The organism is Methylobacterium sp. Ger2507 (genome assembly GCF_055231875.1).
This window is the reverse complement of record NZ_JBUYVC010000001.1, coordinates 816,873-833,058: the sequence shown is the minus strand read 5'-3', so window position 1 is coordinate 833,058 and position 16,186 is coordinate 816,873. Positions and strand designations below refer to the sequence as shown.

At 69.2% G+C, this 16,186-nt stretch carries 15 protein-coding genes; 9 read left to right on the top strand and 6 right to left on the bottom strand.

Going from position 1 to position 16,186, the window contains the following annotated elements; translation table 11 throughout:
- Positions 1-29: 29 nt before the first annotated feature.
- The 3 genes from aceF (at position 30) to ACV7NL_RS03905 (ending at position 5,705) form a co-directional block, all read left to right on the top strand.
- A complete protein-coding gene (gene aceF / locus ACV7NL_RS03915; protein ID WP_463354985.1) occupies positions 30-1,370 on the top strand; it encodes a dihydrolipoyllysine-residue acetyltransferase in 1,341 nt (446 codons plus the stop codon).
- 43 nt (positions 1,371-1,413) lie between these two features.
- Positions 1,414-3,273, top strand: coding sequence for a dihydrolipoyl dehydrogenase (lpdA, locus tag ACV7NL_RS03910; RefSeq protein WP_463354984.1), 1,860 nt, complete (start codon positions 1,414-1,416; stop codon positions 3,271-3,273).
- A gap of 155 nt (positions 3,274-3,428) precedes the next feature.
- Positions 3,429-5,705, top strand: coding sequence for an NADP-dependent malic enzyme (locus ACV7NL_RS03905; protein ID WP_463354983.1), 2,277 nt, complete (start codon positions 3,429-3,431; stop codon positions 5,703-5,705).
- 117 nt (positions 5,706-5,822) lie between these two features.
- Here the strand turns inward: ACV7NL_RS03905 and ACV7NL_RS03900 are convergent, their stop codons facing one another.
- Positions 5,823-6,743 (bottom strand): LysR family transcriptional regulator, encoded by a 921-nt coding sequence (locus tag ACV7NL_RS03900; RefSeq protein WP_056485513.1) that lies wholly within the window; start codon positions 6,741-6,743, stop codon positions 5,823-5,825.
- Positions 6,744-6,849: 106 nt separating this feature from the next.
- Between ACV7NL_RS03900 and ACV7NL_RS03895 the strand changes: the two genes are divergently transcribed.
- Positions 6,850-7,875, top strand: coding sequence for an NAD-dependent epimerase/dehydratase family protein (locus ACV7NL_RS03895; RefSeq protein ID WP_463354982.1), 1,026 nt, complete (start codon positions 6,850-6,852; stop codon positions 7,873-7,875).
- A gap of 28 nt (positions 7,876-7,903) precedes the next feature.
- Here ACV7NL_RS03895 and ACV7NL_RS03890 read toward each other — a convergent pair whose 3' ends face one another.
- Positions 7,904-8,464, bottom strand: a complete 561-nt coding sequence (locus ACV7NL_RS03890) for a L,D-transpeptidase family protein (RefSeq protein ID WP_056187385.1) — start codon at positions 8,462-8,464, stop codon at positions 7,904-7,906.
- Between the two features lie 379 nt (positions 8,465-8,843).
- Between ACV7NL_RS03890 and ACV7NL_RS03885 the strand changes: the two genes are divergently transcribed.
- A complete protein-coding gene (locus ACV7NL_RS03885; RefSeq protein ID WP_056187383.1) occupies positions 8,844-9,530 on the top strand; it encodes a response regulator transcription factor in 687 nt (228 codons plus the stop codon).
- Positions 9,531-9,554: 24 nt separating this feature from the next.
- Here ACV7NL_RS03885 and ACV7NL_RS03880 read toward each other — a convergent pair whose 3' ends face one another.
- Positions 9,555-9,785 carry a hypothetical protein gene (locus ACV7NL_RS03880; protein ID WP_056187380.1) on the bottom strand — a complete coding sequence of 77 codons (231 nt, stop codon included), beginning with the start codon at positions 9,783-9,785 and terminating at the stop codon, positions 9,555-9,557.
- Positions 9,786-9,992: 207 nt separating this feature from the next.
- Here ACV7NL_RS03880 and ACV7NL_RS03875 point away from each other — a divergent pair, with 207 nt between their 5' ends.
- Genes ACV7NL_RS03875 through ACV7NL_RS03865 form a run of 3 tightly spaced genes read left to right on the top strand, consistent with a single transcriptional unit; the run spans position 9,993 to position 13,148 of the window.
- Positions 9,993-10,181 (top strand): ribbon-helix-helix domain-containing protein, encoded by a 189-nt coding sequence (locus ACV7NL_RS03875; RefSeq protein WP_463354981.1) that lies wholly within the window; start codon positions 9,993-9,995, stop codon positions 10,179-10,181.
- Positions 10,182-10,201: 20 nt separating this feature from the next.
- Entirely contained in the window at positions 10,202-12,583 is a 2,382-nt protein-coding gene (locus tag ACV7NL_RS03870) for a PAS domain-containing protein (protein WP_463354980.1), read from the top strand.
- A gap of 4 nt (positions 12,584-12,587) precedes the next feature.
- Positions 12,588-13,148, top strand: a complete 561-nt coding sequence (locus tag ACV7NL_RS03865; RefSeq protein ID WP_463354979.1) for a GAF domain-containing protein — start codon at positions 12,588-12,590, stop codon at positions 13,146-13,148.
- A 222-nt stretch (positions 13,149-13,370) separates the two neighbouring features.
- On the opposite strand, the gene ACV7NL_RS03860 is transcribed toward ACV7NL_RS03865, so the two are convergent.
- Positions 13,371-13,859 carry an N-acetyltransferase family protein gene (locus tag ACV7NL_RS03860; RefSeq protein ID WP_463354978.1) on the bottom strand — a complete coding sequence of 163 codons (489 nt, stop codon included), beginning with the start codon at positions 13,857-13,859 and terminating at the stop codon, positions 13,371-13,373.
- A gap of 160 nt (positions 13,860-14,019) precedes the next feature.
- Complete coding sequence (locus ACV7NL_RS03855) at positions 14,020-14,415, bottom strand: ArsR/SmtB family transcription factor (RefSeq protein ID WP_463354977.1); 396 nt, start codon at positions 14,413-14,415, stop codon at positions 14,020-14,022.
- 107 nt (positions 14,416-14,522) lie between these two features.
- Between ACV7NL_RS03855 and ACV7NL_RS03850 the strand changes: the two genes are divergently transcribed.
- Complete coding sequence (locus ACV7NL_RS03850) at positions 14,523-15,269, top strand: glucose 1-dehydrogenase (protein ID WP_056182642.1); 747 nt, start codon at positions 14,523-14,525, stop codon at positions 15,267-15,269.
- Here the strand turns inward: ACV7NL_RS03850 and ACV7NL_RS03845 are convergent.
- Positions 15,244-16,116: a Crp/Fnr family transcriptional regulator gene (locus ACV7NL_RS03845; protein ID WP_463354976.1), complete on the bottom strand. Its 873-nt coding sequence runs from the start codon at positions 16,114-16,116 to the stop codon at positions 15,244-15,246. The two genes, ACV7NL_RS03850 and ACV7NL_RS03845, sit on opposite strands and share 26 nt — an antisense overlap.
- Positions 16,117-16,186 lie beyond the last annotated feature (70 nt).

Sequence of the window (16,186 nt, the reverse complement as noted above, 5' to 3'; positions counted from 1 at the left end):
GGTTCCGACTCAAGCCAGGGAGAAGCGCAATGGGCATCGAGATCCAGATTCCGGATATCGGCGACTTCAAGGAGATCCCGATCATCGAGATCCACGTGAAGGAGGGCGACACGATCGGACCCGACGACCCGCTGGTCTCGCTGGAATCCGACAAGGCGACCATGGACGTGCCCTCGCCGAGCGCCGGCGTCGTCGAAAAAATCCTGGTCAAGCTGGGCGACAAGGTCAGCGAAGGCTCGCCGCTCCTGGTGTTCAAGGGCGAGGCCTCCAGCAGCCCCGCCAAGGCCTCCAGCAGCCCAGCCAAGGCCGCCGAGGCCCCGGCCGGCGCCGACAGCGCCGCGCTCCTGGCCAAGCAGGAGCAAGCCCCGAGTTCTGCCTCGAGTTCCCGCCCGAGCGCCCCGACTGCGCCTGCGGCGCCGGTCGGCACCCTCCCCGATTTCTCGCAGGTCCATGCCAGCCCCGGCGTGCGCCGCCTCGCCCGCGAACTCGGCCTCGACCTGACCGCCGTGAAGGGCACCGGCGAGAAGGGCCGGATCACCAAGGAGGACGTGAAGGGGCATCTCACCCGCGCGGCCGCACCGGCCGCCGGCGCCTCCGGCACGGCCGCGTTTGCCGGCGGCGGCATGGGCATCCCGGAGATCCCGGCGGTGGACTTTTCCAAGTTCGGCCCGATCGAGACCCAGCCGCTGTCGCGGATCAAGAAGATCTCCGGCGCGCATCTGCACCGGTCCTGGCTCAACGTGCCGCTGGTTACCCACCAGGACGAGTCGGATATCACCGAGACCGACGCCTACCGCAAGGAGCTCGACAACGCGGGCAAGGCGCTGAAGGACAACGGCTACCGCGTCACCCTGCTGGCCTTCCTGATCAAGGCCGCCGTCTCGGCCCTGCGCAAGCACCCCGAATTCAACGCCTCGCTCAGCCCCGAGAAGGACGCGCTGATCCTCAAGCGCTACTACAACATCGGCGTGGCGGTCGACACGCCGGACGGCCTCGTGGTGCCGGTGATCAAGGAGGCCGACCGCAAGGGGATCATCGAGATCAGCCGCGACCTCGGGGCGATTTCGGCGAAAGCCCGCGACGGCAAGCTCGGGGCGGCCGACATGCAGGGCGCCACCTTCTCGATCTCCAGCCTCGGCGGCATCGGCGGCACGTCCTTCACGCCGCTGGTCAACGCCCCCGAGGTCGCGATCCTGGGCGTCGCCCGCGCCAAGATGAGCCCGGTCTGGAACGGCGCCGCGTTCGAGCCGCGCCTGATCGTGCCGCTCTCGCTCTCCTACGATCACCGCGTCATCGACGGCGCGCTCGCCGCGCGCTTCGCCCGCCACCTCGCCCACGTCCTGGAGGACGTCCGCCGCCTCGTCGTCTGACGACGGAGCCCGGCCCGCGCGACCCAACGAGTGAGGTGACCTGATGAGCAGCAACGACGTCCACCTGCCGGATATCGGCGACTTCCAGAACGTGCCCGTGATCGAGGTCAGCGTCGGCCCCGGCGACGTGATCGCGGTCGACGACGTGATCATCGTGCTGGAATCCGACAAGGCCACCATGGACATCCCGTCCCCGGTGGCCGGCACGGTGGCCGAGGTGCGGATCAAGCCCGGCGACAGCGTCAGCCAGGGCGACCTGATCCTGGTGATGGCCGAGGCCGCCGGCACCGGCGCGCCGAAGCCCACGGTGACCGACACGACGACATCCGGTGCCGCGTCCGCCTCCCCGGGCGGCCACGCCCCGGGCGAGGGTCAGGCCGGCTACGGCTCCTCGGCCACCGCGACCGGCGGAGCGGCGCCCGCCCCGGCTCCGAAGGGCGCGGCCCCCGTGTCCGGCGAGGAGATGCGGGCCCAGGTGCTCGTCATCGGCGCGGGTCCCGGTGGCTACACCGCCGCTTTCCGGGCGGCCGATCTCGGCCAGTCGGTGGTGCTGGTCGAGCGCTGGCCGAATCTCGGCGGCGTCTGCCTCAATGTCGGCTGCATCCCGTCGAAGGCCCTGCTGCACGCCGCCAAGGTCATCGACGAGAGTCACGCCATGGCGGCGCACGGCATCAGCTTCACGGCGCCGCAGATCGACATCGACAAGCTGCGGGCCTGGAAGGACGGGGTGGTCAAGCGCCTCACCGGCGGTCTCACCGGCCTCGCCAAGCAGCGCAAGGTCACGGTGGTCACGGGCGAGGCCCGCTTCGTCTCACCGCATCAGGTCGCGGTGGAGCACGAGGGCCGGACCCGCGTGATCGGTTTCGACCACGCCATCATCGCGGCCGGCTCCGAGCCGGTGCAGATGCCCTTCATCCCGCATGACGACCCGCGGGTCATCGACTCGACGGGGGCGCTCGAACTCGACGGAATCCCGGCCCGCCTGCTGGTGATCGGCGGCGGCATCATCGGGCTGGAGATGGCGACCGTCTATCACGCCCTCGGCTCCCAGGTGACCATCGTCGAGCTGATGGACCAGATCATCCCCGGCGCCGACCGGGACCTGGTCATGCCGCTGATGAAGCGCATCCAGAAACAATACGAGGCGATCCACCTCAAGGCCAAGGTCACCGCCGTCGAGGCCACGTCCGAGGGCCTGAAGGTCTCGTTCGAGGGCGGCAGTGCGCCGGCGACCGACACCTTCGACAAGGTGCTGGTCTCGGTCGGGCGGCGCCCCAACGGCCATCGCATCGGCGCCGAGGCGGCGGGGGTCGCCGTCGACGCGCGCGGCTTCATCGCGGTGGACCGGCAGATGCGGACCAACGTGCCCCACATCTTCGCCATCGGCGACGTGGTCGGCCAGCCGATGCTGGCCCACAAGGCGACCCACGAGGGCAAGGTCGCGGCGGAAGTCGCCGCCGGCAAGCCCAGCGCCTTCGACGCCAAGGTCATCCCCTCGGTGGCCTATACCGACCCCGAAGTGGCCTGGGTCGGCCTGACCGAGAACGAGGCCCGGGCGAAGGGGATCACGCTCGGCAAGGGCGTCTTCCCGTGGGCGGCCTCCGGGCGTTCGCTGGCGCTCGGGCGCGAGGAGGGCCTGACCAAGGTGCTGTTCGATCCCGAGACCGACCGCATTCTCGGGTGCGGCATCGTCGGCCCCTCGGCCGGCGACCTCATCGCGGAGGCGGCGCTGGCCATCGAGCTGGGGGCGGATGCCGAGGATATCGGCCTGACCATCCACCCGCACCCGACCCTGTCGGAGACGATCGGGCTGGCGGCGGAGGCCTTCGAAGGCACCATCACCGACCTCTACATGCCGAAAAAGGACGGGCCGAAAAAGGACGGGCCGAAAAAGGCTCACTGACCGCCTGCGAACCGCGCGGCCCCGTCTCCGGGGGCCGCCCAGGCGACGACCCGACCCCGGGCCACGCGGACCGGGAACGGCCGGCCGATGCCCGGACGAGGCACGCGCCGGCCCCGTCGCGGACCCCTTAGCAACCGATCTGTGGAACGAACACCATGAGCAAGGACACCGACCTGCGCACCGCGGGCGCCGCCGCCAACGCCGATGCCGGCACCGAGGCCGCCCTGACCCGGGCCGCCCTCGACTACCACCGCTTTCCGACCCCGGGGAAGATCGCGGTCCAGCCGACCAAGGACATGAGCACCCAGCGCGATCTCGCGCTCGCCTATTCCCCCGGCGTCGCGGCCGCCTGCATGGCCATCCACCACGCGCCCGACGAGGCCTACAGCCTGACCTCGCGCGGCAACCTCGTCGCCGTCATCACCAACGGCACGGCGGTGCTGGGCCTCGGCAATATCGGCGCGCTCGCCGGCAAGCCCGTGATGGAGGGCAAGGGCTGCCTGTTCAAGAAGTTCGCCGGCATCGACGTGTTCGACATCGAGATCGACGAGACCGACCCGGAGAAGTTCATCGAGACCGTCGCCCGCCTGGAGCCGACCTTCGGCGGCATCAACCTCGAGGACATCAAGGCCCCCGAATGCTTCGTCATCGAGACGAAGCTGCGCGAGCGCATGAAGATCCCGGTCTTCCACGACGACCAGCACGGCACCGCCATCGTCGCCGCCGCCGCCCTGATCAATGCCCTCCAGGTGGTGGGCAAGCCGATCGAGACGGCCCGCCTCGTCTGCTCGGGCGCGGGCGCCGCCGCCATCGCCTGCCTCAACATCCTGGTGGGCCTCGGCCTGCGCAAGGAGAACATCGTCGTCTGCGATTCCCGCGGCGTGGTCTCCACCGACCGGATGGCCTCCCTCGACGCGCAGAAGCGCGCCTATGCCCGCGAGACCGAGGCACGCACCCTCGGCGATGCGGTCAAGGATGCCGACATCTTCCTCGGCGTCTCCCAGGGCGGCGTGCTCAAGCCCGAAATGGTCGCCAGCATGGCCGACAGGCCGATCATCCTGGCGCTCGCCAACCCCGACCCGGAGATCCTGCCGGCGCTGGCCAAGCAGGTGCGGCCGGATTGCCTCATCGCCACCGGACGCTCGGACTATCCGAATCAGGTCAACAACGTCCTGTGCTTCCCCTTCATCTTCCGGGGCGCCCTCGACGTCGGCGCCACCGAGATCAACGAGGCGATGAAGCGCGCCGCCGTGCGCGCCATCGCCGACCTCGTCCATGCCGAGCCGTCGGATGTGGTCGCGGCGGCCTATGGCGGCCACGAGCTGCGCTTCGGGCCCGACTACCTGATCCCGCGCCCGTTCGACCCGCGCCTGATCACCACCGTCGCCCCGGCGGTGGCCCAGGCCGCCATCGACAGCGGCGTCGCCACCCGGCCGTTCCAGGACGTCGAGTCCTACCGCCGCTCCCTGGAGCGCCTGGTCTACACCTCCGGCACGGTGATGCAGCCGGTCTTCGCCGCGGCCTCCGAGACGGGCCTGAAACGGATCGCCTATGCGGAGGGCGAGGAGGACCGCGTGCTCCGCGCCGCCCAGGTGGTGGTCGACGAGCGCCTCGCCACCCCGGTCCTGGTCGGACGGGCCGAGACCATCGCCCGGAAGATCGCCGGTCTCGGCCTGCGCATCCGCATCGGCACCGACGTGCATGTCGCCGAGATCGCGCCCGAGACGGCGTCTGAGGCCCGCGCCACCGTTCAGGCGGCCCGGCTCCTCGCCGCCGGCGCGGTCGACGGTCTGCTCTGCGGCACCACCGGCACCTATCCGGCCCACCTCGCGGAGGTGGCCGGGGCGATCGGCCTGAAGCCGGGCGCGCAGGGGCTCGCCGCCATGGGCCTGCTGCAACTGCCCCGGCACACGCTGTTCATCTGCGATCCCTACATCCACCGCGACCCGAGCGCCGCGGAGATCGCCGACATGACGGTGCAGGCCGCTGCGGAGATGCGCCGCTTCGGCCAGACGCCGCGCGTCGCCCTGGTCGCGGCGTCGAATTTCGGCAGCATCGACGATCCGGTGTCGCGCAAGATGCGGGAGGCCCTGGCGCTCATCCGCACCCGCGCGCCGGATCTCGAGATCGACGGCGAGATGTCGGCCGACACGGCGCTCAGCCGGACGATCCTCGGCCGCCTGCGGCCGGATTCGGCCCTCACCGCCGAGGCCAACCTCCTCGTCATGCCGAACCTGGAGGCGGCCAACATCACCTTCAACGCCCTCAAGGTGGTGGCCGGCCAGAGCGTCTCCGTCGGCCCGATCCTGCTCGGCGCGGCAAAGCCGGTCCACATCCTCACCCCCACCGCCACCGTACGGGGCATCGTCAACATGACGGCCCTGACGGCGGCCTCTGGCGCCGCGGCGGCCTCCGCCGCCGTGGCGGGCTGACCGGGCATCCGGCAGCCGGGGTCTTCGGCAGGACAGCGCCGCTCCCTCTTCCCACACAGGGGAGGGGGACGCGGTCCGCCGGCAAGGGTGTGGCGTACACGCGGAGGGGCGCCTCGATCAGGACCTCGGCGACCGTCTCGAAACATCCCGCTCCGGGCCGTCCAGATACGCCTTCAGCCCCCCGGCCAGATGATCGAACAGGGCGCGGATGCGGCGCGTCGTGCGCAGGTCCTCGTGCATGACGAGCCAGATTCCGACCTCGGCCAGGACGATCTCGGGCAGGACCGGCACCAGATCCGGGTCGCGCCGGCCGATGCCGTCCTGGCAGTAGCCGATGCCGAAGCCGGCGCGCAGCGCCGCCAGCAGGCCGAGATCGTCGGCGCAGGAGAACGCGAAGGTCAGGTCGTGGCCGAGGGTCGGGCGGACCCGCTCGGCATGGGCCGCGCGCCCGATCAGGCTGTGCCGGCCGAGATCCGCCGCCGAGGCCGGGACGCCGCGCCGGGCGACGTAGGCGCGGTGGGCGTAGAACCGGATCGGCGCCGTGCCGATGCGCCGGGCCACGAGGGCGCTCTGCGTCGGGGCGACGTTGCGCACGGCCAGATCGGCATCGCGGCGCAGCAGATCCTCGGTCCGGTCGCTCAAGGACAGTTCGAGGTCGACCCCCGGATGGGCGTCGTGGAAGCCTGCCAGCAGGGCCGGCAGCACGGCGCCGCCCAGGAAGGTGCTGGCGGTCAGGCGGATGCGGCCCCGCATCGCGTCGGGGGCGCCCGAGGCCCGCCGCATCAGCGCGGCCGCGGCCGCCGCCATCGCCTCGGCCTGGGGCAGGAGGTCGAGGGCGCGGTCGGTGGGCCGCAGGCCGTCGCTCGATCGGGTGAACAGGGTCAGGCCCAGGCTTCGCTCCAGGGCCGCGATCTGCCGGCCCAGGGTCGGCTGGGTCAGGCTCAGCGCGCGGGCCGCGCCCGACAGGCTGCCCGCCTGGACCACGCCGAGAAAGGCCCGCCACAGGTGCCAGTCCGGATCGGCGTTTCGGTGTTCCATAGGACCATCCATGCATTTTCGTATGGCAGGTCACCGCCTTTCGGCAATGGGCGTAGAACCTCGCCGCCCGCATCCTCGCGTGGATTTCGACAGAGGAGTGAAGGCGATGACGGAGCGATTGGCCCTGGTCACGGGGGCGACAGGGGGGATCGGCGGGGCGGTGGCGGAGGCGCTGCTGCGGCACGGCTGGCGGGTGCGCGGCCTCGCCCGCGACCCCGAAAGGGCCAGACGGAGCGGGCCGGCGGGCCTCGACTGGGTCGCGGGCGACGCCCTGCGGGAGGCCGACCTGGTGCGGGCCGCCGCCGGCGCCCGCGTGCTGTTCCACGGGGCCAACCCGCCCGGCTACCGCAACTGGCGCGGCCTCGCGATGCCGATGCTGGCCCACGCGATCACGGCGGCGCAGGGCGCGGGGGCGCGGCTGCTGCTGCCGGGAAGCCTCTACGTCTATGGTCCGGATGTGTTCACCCCGAAGGGCGGCGCCCGCCTCGGCGAGGACGCGCCCCGCCATCCCCGCACCCGCAAGGGGGCCGTGCGGGTCGAGATGGAGGCGATGCTCGCGGCGGCGGCGGAGGCCGGCCTCGCCTCGCTGGTGGTCCGCGCCGGCGACTTCTTCGGCCCGCGCGCCCCGAGTTCCTGGGTCACCACCGTGCTGATGCGGGAGGGCCGACCCGTGCGCCGGGTGGTCACCCCCGAGGTGCCGGGCGCCGGCCATGCCTGGGCCTACCTGCCCGATCTCGCCGAGACCTTCGCGCGCCTCGCCGACCGGGAGGCCGACCTGCCGCGCTGCTTGAGCCTGCACTTCCGCGGCCATCACCTGCACGGGTGCGGCATGGCCGATGCGGTGGCCGAGGCGGTGGCTGAAGCGGTGGCTGAAGCGGCGGGCCGGGCGCATGGCGCGCGCGCGCCGGTCCGGCCGTTCCGGTGGCTGCCGGTCTATGCCGGGGCGCCCTTCGTCACCTTCCTGCGCGAGGTGATCGAGATGCGCTATCTGTGGTCGACGAGCCTCGAACTCGACAATGCCCGCCTCGTCGCCCTTCTGGGGGAGGAGCCGCACACGCCCCTCGCCATCGCCGTGCGCAGCAGCCTCGCCGCCCTGCAGGCCCGCGCCGCCCGAGGTGCGGGGTTCACTTGATCCGCCGGGATCAACCGATCCCCCAGGATCAACCGATCCACAGGTGCGTGCGCGGGCCGATCCGGCGCAGCAGCCGGACCAGATCGGCGCGCCGGAGGGCGACGCAGCCCTCGGTGGGCAGGAAGCCGGGCCGCGCCACGTGCAGGAAGATCGCCGAGCCGCGCCCGCGTCGGATCGGCCCCCGGTTGTAATCGAGGTCGACCACGAGGTCGTAGAGTCCGTCCTCCCGCCACAGCCGCTCGTGCCCCACCCCCGGTGCCGGCAGGGCGATCGGCCGGTTGTAGCGCCGGTCGCGCGCATCGTCGCACCAGCCGTCCCCCGGCGCGCTCGGCGCCAAGGGGAGGGGGCTCGCCGGGCGGCTCGCGAAGTGATCCGGCCGGTAGACACCGCCGCGCAGGCGGAAGCGGCCGCGCGGGGAGGCACCGTCGCCCTCGCGCTTGGTCTGGGTGATGCCGGCCCGCCCGAGGGCGCAGGGGACGATCGCCCCGCCTGCCAGGAGCTGGCCCCGGCTCCGGTCCGTGACGAGGGCGCGCACGCGCAGGTGTGGCAGGGCGACGCGCTGGGTCGTTCGCTTCGGAGGGCGCTTCATCGGCCGCTTATCGCGTGCCCGCCCGCCGGCTGCCAATTGGGTTTTTCGCTGGGGTGTTTGGCCGGGGTTTTCCGCCGGGGTTGAGCGGCCGGCCGGGCACCTCCCTGATCGGGAGCGCGAAACGCGCCGGCCCGGCCCCTGAAACTTTCGGCCGCGCCGCGCCGTAGGGGCCGGATAGACTGCGCACAACCGTATTGTGCGCAGTTGAGATTGTGGGCTAAGTGTGCACGGTGTGATTTACATAAGGCATGACGATGCCACCGTGTCATCATCGTTGCCTTGGAATGTGCTTGTGTGCCGAAGCCTCGGCGTCATCGTTCGTCTGCAGCCCGACAACCGCAGACGAACCCCGCGAAACTGCCTGAAAGTCCTTCGGTCGATGCCGAACACCCATCGCCTTCTGATCTGTGACGACGACGCCTCGCTGCGCGAGACGCTGATGGAACAGCTCGATCTCTACGACGAGTTCACCGTGCTGACGGCGGTGGACGCCCAGAGCGCCATCGCCCGCGTCACCGACGACCGCATCGATCTCGTGGTGATGGACGTCGCGCTGCCCGACATGGACGGGCGCGAGGGCGTGCGGGCCATGCGCCGCGGCGGCTATCGCGGCCCGGTCATCATGCTGACGGCGCAGGATTCCGAGGACGACACCGTCGAGGGCCTGGAAGCGGGCGCCAACGACTACGTCACGAAGCCGTTCAAGTTCGCGGTGCTGCTCGCCCGCATCCGCGCCCATCTGCGCAGCCACGAGGCCAGCGAGGACGCGGTCTTCCAGATCGGCCCCTACACCTTCCGGCCCGGCGCCAAGCTGCTGGTGGGCGAGCGCGGCTCCAAGCTGAAGCTCACCGAGAAGGAGACCGCGATCCTGCGCTTCCTGTATCGGGCCGGGCGCGAGGTGGTGGGCCGCGACACGCTGCTGGCCGAGGTCTGGGGCTACAACGCCCAGGTCACCACCCACACCCTCGAGACGCACATCTACCGCCTGCGCCAGAAGATCGAGCCGAACCCGGCCCTCGCGGCGATTCTCGTCACCGAGGGCGGCGGCTACAAGCTCCTGCCGTAGGAGCGCTCCTCCAGCCCGATCCTCTCACGGGCATTCGCCGCGGATGTATCGCTCCGCGAGGGCAGCGAGTTCGGCCCGTCCCTTGATCGCGCGCACGCGATGCTGCCGGCTCAGGCTGCACAGAACCTGAACCGATACGAGGTCGTCGTCAGACCCAAGCTGGAAAGCAGCGTCGGCCAGTTCGCGTGCAAATCCCTCGTCCTCAACGATCCCTCTCAGGATCACGTCCATTAAGTTGCGGATTGCGTCGGACACCGGCGAACCTTCCTAGGTCGAGTTCGCCAAAGAACATGGCTTCTTCTTTTAACCTAGATCACAACGACGTGATGTCACGCGATACGGTTCACGCTGGTCTCTCAGGGACTGGCTCAGATCACGCCCGGGTTGGTCCGAAGGGCCGTCCATCGCGTCGCAGGTGTCGAATAGGAAACACCCCGCCGAGGAAGGATGCTATCGAGGGTTATGCCCGCCAAGCACTCCCGCCACATCGCGCTGACCGAGCCGCTCGCCGCGTGGGTCGATGAGCAGGTCATGCGCGGAGAATATGCCTCCGCGAGCGACCTGATCCGCGCGGCCGTGCGCCTGCTGCGATCCCATCAGGAGACGAAGGACGTTCAGCGGATATCGCCGGGCCCATCCTCGAAGCCATGACCGAGCTCGACCGCCCGTCCATGAGCGCAGAGGCTGGCCTTGCCCGTCATCCTGGCGAGGCGCGCTACCGAACGCTGTTCGATTCGATCGAGCAGGGGTTCTGCGTCATCGAGTTCCTGGACGGCCCCGAAGGACCGTTGAGCGACTACATCCACATCGAGGCCAACCCGGCCTACACCGCGAATTCTGGCATCCCGGATGTCGTCGGCAAGCGCCTGCGTGAGATCGTCGGCGCCGAGGCCGACGAGTGGGTGCACCGCTACGCCGAGGTCTTGAGGACCGGCGTGCCGATCAAGTTCGAGCAGCACCTGGTCGCCACGGGGCGGGACTTGGCTGTCACCGCGCATCGCGTCGAGCCGGCCAGCCTGCGGCAGGTCGCGGTGCTCTTTTCCGATATCACCGCACGACGGCAGACCGAACTCGCCCTCCAGCGAAGCGAGCAGACCCTCGATGCATTGATCCGCAGCTCCTCCGAGGTGCGCTACCGGATCAACGCCGATTGGACCGAACTCGACCAGCTCGCGGGCGGTAACTTCATCCCCGACACCTCCAGCGCGAACCGGAACTGGCTGGACGAGTACATCCCGGCCGCCGACCGGGAAGCCGTCCGGGCGGAGATCGCACGGGCGATCCGAACCCAATCGACCTACTCCATCGAGCATCGGGTCAATCAGGTCGACGGCACCATCGGCTGGGCCTTTTCCCGCGCGGTGCCGCTGCTGGATGCCGAGGGCAACATCACCGAGTGGTACGGCGCGGCGTCCGACATCACGGCGCGGCGTAGGGCCGAGATCGCCCTGCGCGAGTTGAACGACACGCTGGAGGCGAGGGTAGCCGAGCGCACCGCCAAACTCCGCCTCTACGGCGATCTCGTCGAGGCGAGCGTCGCGCCGATCTGCGCCTTCGATACGGAGTTCCGCCTCATCGCCTTCAACCAGGCGCACAGCGACGAATTCCACCGGATCTTCGCCTGCCGTGTTCAGCTCGGAGACGTGTTCCCGGACCTCTTCCCGCCCGACCAGGCGCCCGTCATGCGCAATCTCATGGAGCGGGCGTTGACGGGGGAGGCCTTCTCGGTGACCGAGGAGTTCGGCGACCCCGACCGGGTCAAGCCTTACTGGGAGGTGTCCTACTCGCCGCTGCGGGATGATGCCGGTCAGGTCATCGGCGCATTCCATTACGCCCGAGACATCTCGGCCCGCCTGCGAGCCGAAGCGGAACTGACGACCACGCAGGACACCCTCCGACAGTCGCAGAAACTCGAAGCGGTGGGCCAGCTCACCGGCGGCGTCGCTCACGACTTCAACAACCTGCTGACCGTCATCAAGTCGTCCACCGATCTGCTCAAGCGGCCCGATCTCTCCGACGAGCGTCGTGCCCGCTACATCGGCGCGATCTCCGACACGGTCGAGCGCGCCGCCAGACTCACCAATCAGTTGCTGGCCTTCTCACGGCGGCAGCCGCTGACGCCGGAGGTCTTCGACGCCTGCGAGAGCCTACGCCGGACCGGCGAGATGATCCGCACGCTGACCGGCTCCCGCATCAGGATCACCACCGAGCTTTCCCCGGCCCCCTGCTACATCAATGCCGACATGAGCCAGTTCGACACCGCGCTGGTCAACATGGCGGTCAATGCCCGCGACGCGATGGACGGCGAGGGGGAACTGACGGTCGCCGTGCGGCCCGTGGAGCAGATCCCCGTCATCCGAAGCCATCCCGCGCAGAACGGGACGTTCGTATCGGTCTCGGTGACCGACACCGGAAGCGGTATCGCCCCGGAGCAGATGGAGCGGATCTTCGAGCCGTTCTTCACCACCAAGGAGGTCGGCAAGGGCACCGGCCTCGGCCTCTCCCAGGTCTTCGGATTCGCCAAGCAATCGGGCGGCGACGTGGATGTGAGCAGCCGGTTCGGACACGGCACGACCTTCACCCTCTACCTGCCTCGGGCCGAAGGCGGAGCCGGGGTGATCGACTCCGTGGATCCGGATGCGCTGCTGTCGCCGCTGGGCTACGGACAAGGCATCCTGATCGTCGAGGATAACATCGAGGTCGGGCTCACCGCGACCCAGCTTCTGGAAGACCTTGGTTGCCAGACGGAGCTTGTGGTCAGCGGCGAAGCGGCGCTGGAGCGGCTTCAGACCGGAACGGAGACGTTCCGCGCGGTGTTCTCGGACGTGGTGATGCCCGGAATGGGCGGCCTCGAACTCGCCAAAGCGATCCGCAGCGACTTCCCCGGGCTGCCTGTGGTGCTGACCTCGGGTTACAGCCACGTTCTTGCCGGGCAGAACAACCATGGGTTCGAGTTGCTGCAAAAGCCCTACTCGGCCGAACAGGTGGGCCGCGTCCTGCGCCGCCTGATCGGTTCGCCCTCCGGGGCTGCCGACAGCCGACGGAAAGATTGACCGGATGAGCAACGACCGTGACCCGGTGGCCGCTATCGGCAACCCCGACCGCTTGGGGGTGCTGAATGCCTACGCGATCCTCGACACCGATGCGGAAGCCAGCTTCGACGGGATCGTGCTGCTCGCCCGTTCGGTCTGTGCGGTCCCGGTGGCCCTGGTGAGCCTCGTGGCCGCGGACCGGCAGTGGTTCAAAGCCCGCTCCGGCTTCAAACCCTCTGAGACCGATCTCAGCGCGTCGGTCTGTGCCCATGCCCTGGGGCGTCCTGGATTGCTGGTGATCCCCGACCTGACCAAGGACGAACGGACCTGCGCCAATCCCCTCGTGACGGGCGAACCGGGCATCCGCTTCTACGCAGGCGCCCCCCTGACCTCGCCGGAGGGCCAGACCCTGGGCACGCTCTGCGTCATCGACACGGTGGCGCGCCCGGGTGGCCTGAACGAGGAACAGACCGAGTGCCTGAACGCCCTGGCGAAGCAGGTGATCGGACTGCTCAACCTGCGAAGGGTCGTGGAGGTCCGCGACCAGGAAATTCGAGCTTTGAAAGCAGCGTTGGCCGCCGCTTGACGCTGCGTGGACCGTAGGTCTTCCGAAATTTCGGTTCCTGACTGTTCCAAACTGCCCGTCCCCGCACATCCGCCTTCGAGAGCGATACGAATTTCTCGCGACGACGTGGACGGGGTCGGACGCAGCGGGTTCGCTCTACGAATGGGGCGGGTGGATTTTCGCCGGTCTTCTCCTGATCGATAATCTAGGTAAGTAGATATCGCCATCCCACCCGCTCGCAACCTAAGCAGAATTGCCTAGCTTCTTGCGCATGACGATATTAAACGGCTTGAAATCGGCAGCTTCGAAGAAATTCCGTGCGCTCTCATTGAAAGCCCATGTATCTAGCACAACGTCCTTGATACCGCGCACCTGAGCCTCAGCTTCAGCAGCGTCAAGCAAGGATGATCCCACGCCTAGTTTACGTGAGTTTTCACAGACTACAACGTGATGTATGTAGATGCGAAGCCTGGCATTCGTAAATGGAGTTGGTGGACGGTTTTGTATCTCGAACCAAGCATATCCTACAGGAAGTCCGGCCAACTCAGCAATTAAAACGAACGTCTTATCGGCAATGACGAGATTCGCAAAAAAGCTCTGCATTTCGGCATCGCTGGAATCCGCCCTGAACGCGGCAGGTTCAGCGCTAACGTGTAAGGCCTGAACGATTTGGTTCAGTCTCGCCAGGGCCCCAACGTCGTCGGCGGTGGCACGCCTCACAACTACGTCCATCCCCCACCTCCGGATTCGTTTGCAGGATATAACGGCGAGAGGACTGTCCTAAACCCATCCCAACCCAGAGTTGCCGGACGGCCGACGAATGACCGTTTCTTGGAAGCGTCTATGGCGAACCAAGCGATGGGGTTGAGTCGGAAGCCGACGATCCCGGCCATCACACCGCGCCCTGGGCCTCCGGCCCGGACGGGTCGCCACCGGCGGCGGTTGCCGTCCCGGCCTCCGTCCCGCTCTCGGCCGCATAGGCGTTGATGATCGCCGGCAGCAGGCCGGGAAAGCGTGCCTGCACCTCGTCCCAGCGCGAGTGGTTGCGCATCTCCACGCCGTGACGTTCGCTGCGGATCAGACCGGCCTCGCGCAGCACCTTGAAGTGGCTGGACAGGGACGATTTCGGGATGACCCGGTCTCCCAAGGCCGAGACCGCCGAACAGGCCTCGACGCAACCGGTCCGCAGGATGCGGGCGAAGATCGCGGCGCGGACCGGGTCCGACAGGGCGTGGAGGATCGCCTCCGGCCGCACGTCCGCCATCGCCGGATGCACCAGGGGCCTCATCTTTCAACCGACTGGAGGCTTGATTGTCGCACCATTAGTACCGAAATTCCGAACTATGGGAGTTCAGGCGCCAATCCGGCGCCGGCCCAGGTCGAAGGTTAGCACACATGTCGAAGCTGGATGGCAAGGTCGCGGTGGTGACCGGCGCGTCGAAGGGCATCGGGGCCGGGATCGCCAAGGCGCTGGCGCGGAACGGCGCGGCCGTGGTGGTCAACTACGCTTCGAGCCGGGCGGATGCCGACGCGGTGGTGGCGGCGATCGTGGCCGATGGCGGCCGGGCGGTGGCGGTGCAGGCCGATGTGTCGAAGACCGAGCAGGCCCACGCCCTGATCGCGGCGGCGATCCGGGAATTCGGCCGGCTCGACGTGCTGGTCAACAATTCGGGGATCTACGAATTCGCCCCGATCGGCGAGGTGACCGAGGCCCAATACCGCCGCGTCTTCGACGTCAACGTGCTCGGCGTCCTGCTGGCGAGCCAGGCGGCGGCGGCGCATCTCGGCGAGGGCGGCAGCATCGTCACCATCTCGTCGGCGGTGACCAGCGTGCACACGCCGACCACGGCGGTCTATACCGGCACCAAGGGCGCGGTGAACGCGATCTCGCACGTGCTGGCCAACGAGCTGGCCCCGCGCCGGATCCGGGTCAACGTGGTCAGCCCCGGCTACGTGGTGACCGAGGGCACCCACACCGCCGGCATCGTCGGCTCGGAGATGGAGGCCGGCTTCGTCGCCCAGACCCCGCTCGGCCGGGCGGGCCGGCCGGACGACATCGCCGACATCGTCGCCTTCCTGGCCTCCGACGACGCCCGTTGGGTGACCGGCGAGGAGATCACCGCCAGCGGCGGTCTGCGCTGAGGCGCGGCCCGTCCGTCCCGGTGGCGGCCAGGAGGTAGCCCGGGCTGAATTCGGCGATATCCCGGAGCTGCCGGGGCTTGAGCAGCCGCAGGCTCCGGCCCCGGAGTTCCACCAGGCCCTGCCGCCGCAAGTCCTGCAGGGTCCGGTTCACGTGCACGTTCGAGAGGCCCAGGGTGTCGCCCAGATCCGACTGGGTGAGGGGCAGGGGGCAGGCGCCGTCCTGCGCCAGTCCCACCGCCTCGAAGCGGGCCATCACTTCGCAGAACAGGTGGGCCATCCGCTCCAGGGCCGAGCGGCAGCCGAGATTGACGATCCACTCGCGGCTGATGGCCTGTTCGGACAGCCGAGCCGCGCGCAGGGCCTGCCCGAGGGTGGGATGACACCGGATCAGGTCCGTCAGCGCCGGGCGCGGGATGCGCGCCACCCGGGAGGTGGCCAGGGTGCCGACCGCGTGGTTCATGGGGCCTGAAGTCCTGGAGCCGAGATCGGGCGCATCCACGTCGCAGAGGTCGCCGGGCAGCAGGTAGGCCATGATCTGCCGCCGCCCGCCGGCGCGCTGCGTGTAGCGGCAGGCGAAACCCTCCAGCACCACGAAGGCGGCCTCCGGCACGGCGTCGTCGGGCCGGAGATCGACCTGCGGCCCGAGCAGGCGCAGCTGGGCGCTGATCCGCTCCAGGGCCGCGACATCGGAGGCGGTCAGCGCTGCCAGGCCCTGGAACCGGCGCACCAGGGCGTTGCACCCCGACCGTTGGTCCAGATCCGGGATAGGCAGATCCGGGATAGGCAGGTTCGGGATAGGCAGGTTCGGGATTGCAGGTGCGGCGTCGCTCTGGCGAAGGGCAGGCATCGAGGCTGGCTCCCGACAGGCCAGCGGCTCTTCAGCAGGCCGGCAATGAACAGGCATTAGACAAAAGTCT

Bases quoted from the DNA above. Each gene is read 5' to 3' on its own strand.
- aceF (WP_463354985.1), top strand. From the start codon at position 30: ATGGGCATCGAGATCCAGATTCCGGATATCGGCGACTTCAAGGAGATC.
- lpdA (WP_463354984.1), top strand. From the start codon at position 1,414: ATGAGCAGCAACGACGTCCACCTGCCGGATATCGGCGACTTCCAGAAC.
- ACV7NL_RS03905 (WP_463354983.1), top strand. From the start codon at position 3,429: ATGAGCAAGGACACCGACCTGCGCACCGCGGGCGCCGCCGCCAACGCC.
- ACV7NL_RS03900 (WP_056485513.1), bottom strand. From the start codon at position 6,743: ATGGAACACCGAAACGCCGATCCGGACTGGCACCTGTGGCGGGCCTTT.
- ACV7NL_RS03895 (WP_463354982.1), top strand. From the start codon at position 6,850: ATGACGGAGCGATTGGCCCTGGTCACGGGGGCGACAGGGGGGATCGGC.
- ACV7NL_RS03890 (WP_056187385.1), bottom strand. From the start codon at position 8,464: ATGAAGCGCCCTCCGAAGCGAACGACCCAGCGCGTCGCCCTGCCACAC.
- ACV7NL_RS03885 (WP_056187383.1), top strand. From the start codon at position 8,844: ATGCCGAACACCCATCGCCTTCTGATCTGTGACGACGACGCCTCGCTG.
- ACV7NL_RS03875 (WP_463354981.1), top strand. From the start codon at position 9,993: ATGCCCGCCAAGCACTCCCGCCACATCGCGCTGACCGAGCCGCTCGCC.
- ACV7NL_RS03870 (WP_463354980.1), top strand. From the start codon at position 10,202: ATGAGCGCAGAGGCTGGCCTTGCCCGTCATCCTGGCGAGGCGCGCTAC.
- ACV7NL_RS03865 (WP_463354979.1), top strand. From the start codon at position 12,588: ATGAGCAACGACCGTGACCCGGTGGCCGCTATCGGCAACCCCGACCGC.
- ACV7NL_RS03860 (WP_463354978.1), bottom strand. From the start codon at position 13,859: ATGGACGTAGTTGTGAGGCGTGCCACCGCCGACGACGTTGGGGCCCTG.
- ACV7NL_RS03855 (WP_463354977.1), bottom strand. From the start codon at position 14,415: ATGAGGCCCCTGGTGCATCCGGCGATGGCGGACGTGCGGCCGGAGGCG.
- ACV7NL_RS03850 (WP_056182642.1), top strand. From the start codon at position 14,523: ATGTCGAAGCTGGATGGCAAGGTCGCGGTGGTGACCGGCGCGTCGAAG.
- ACV7NL_RS03845 (WP_463354976.1), bottom strand. From the start codon at position 16,116: ATGCCTGCCCTTCGCCAGAGCGACGCCGCACCTGCAATCCCGAACCTG.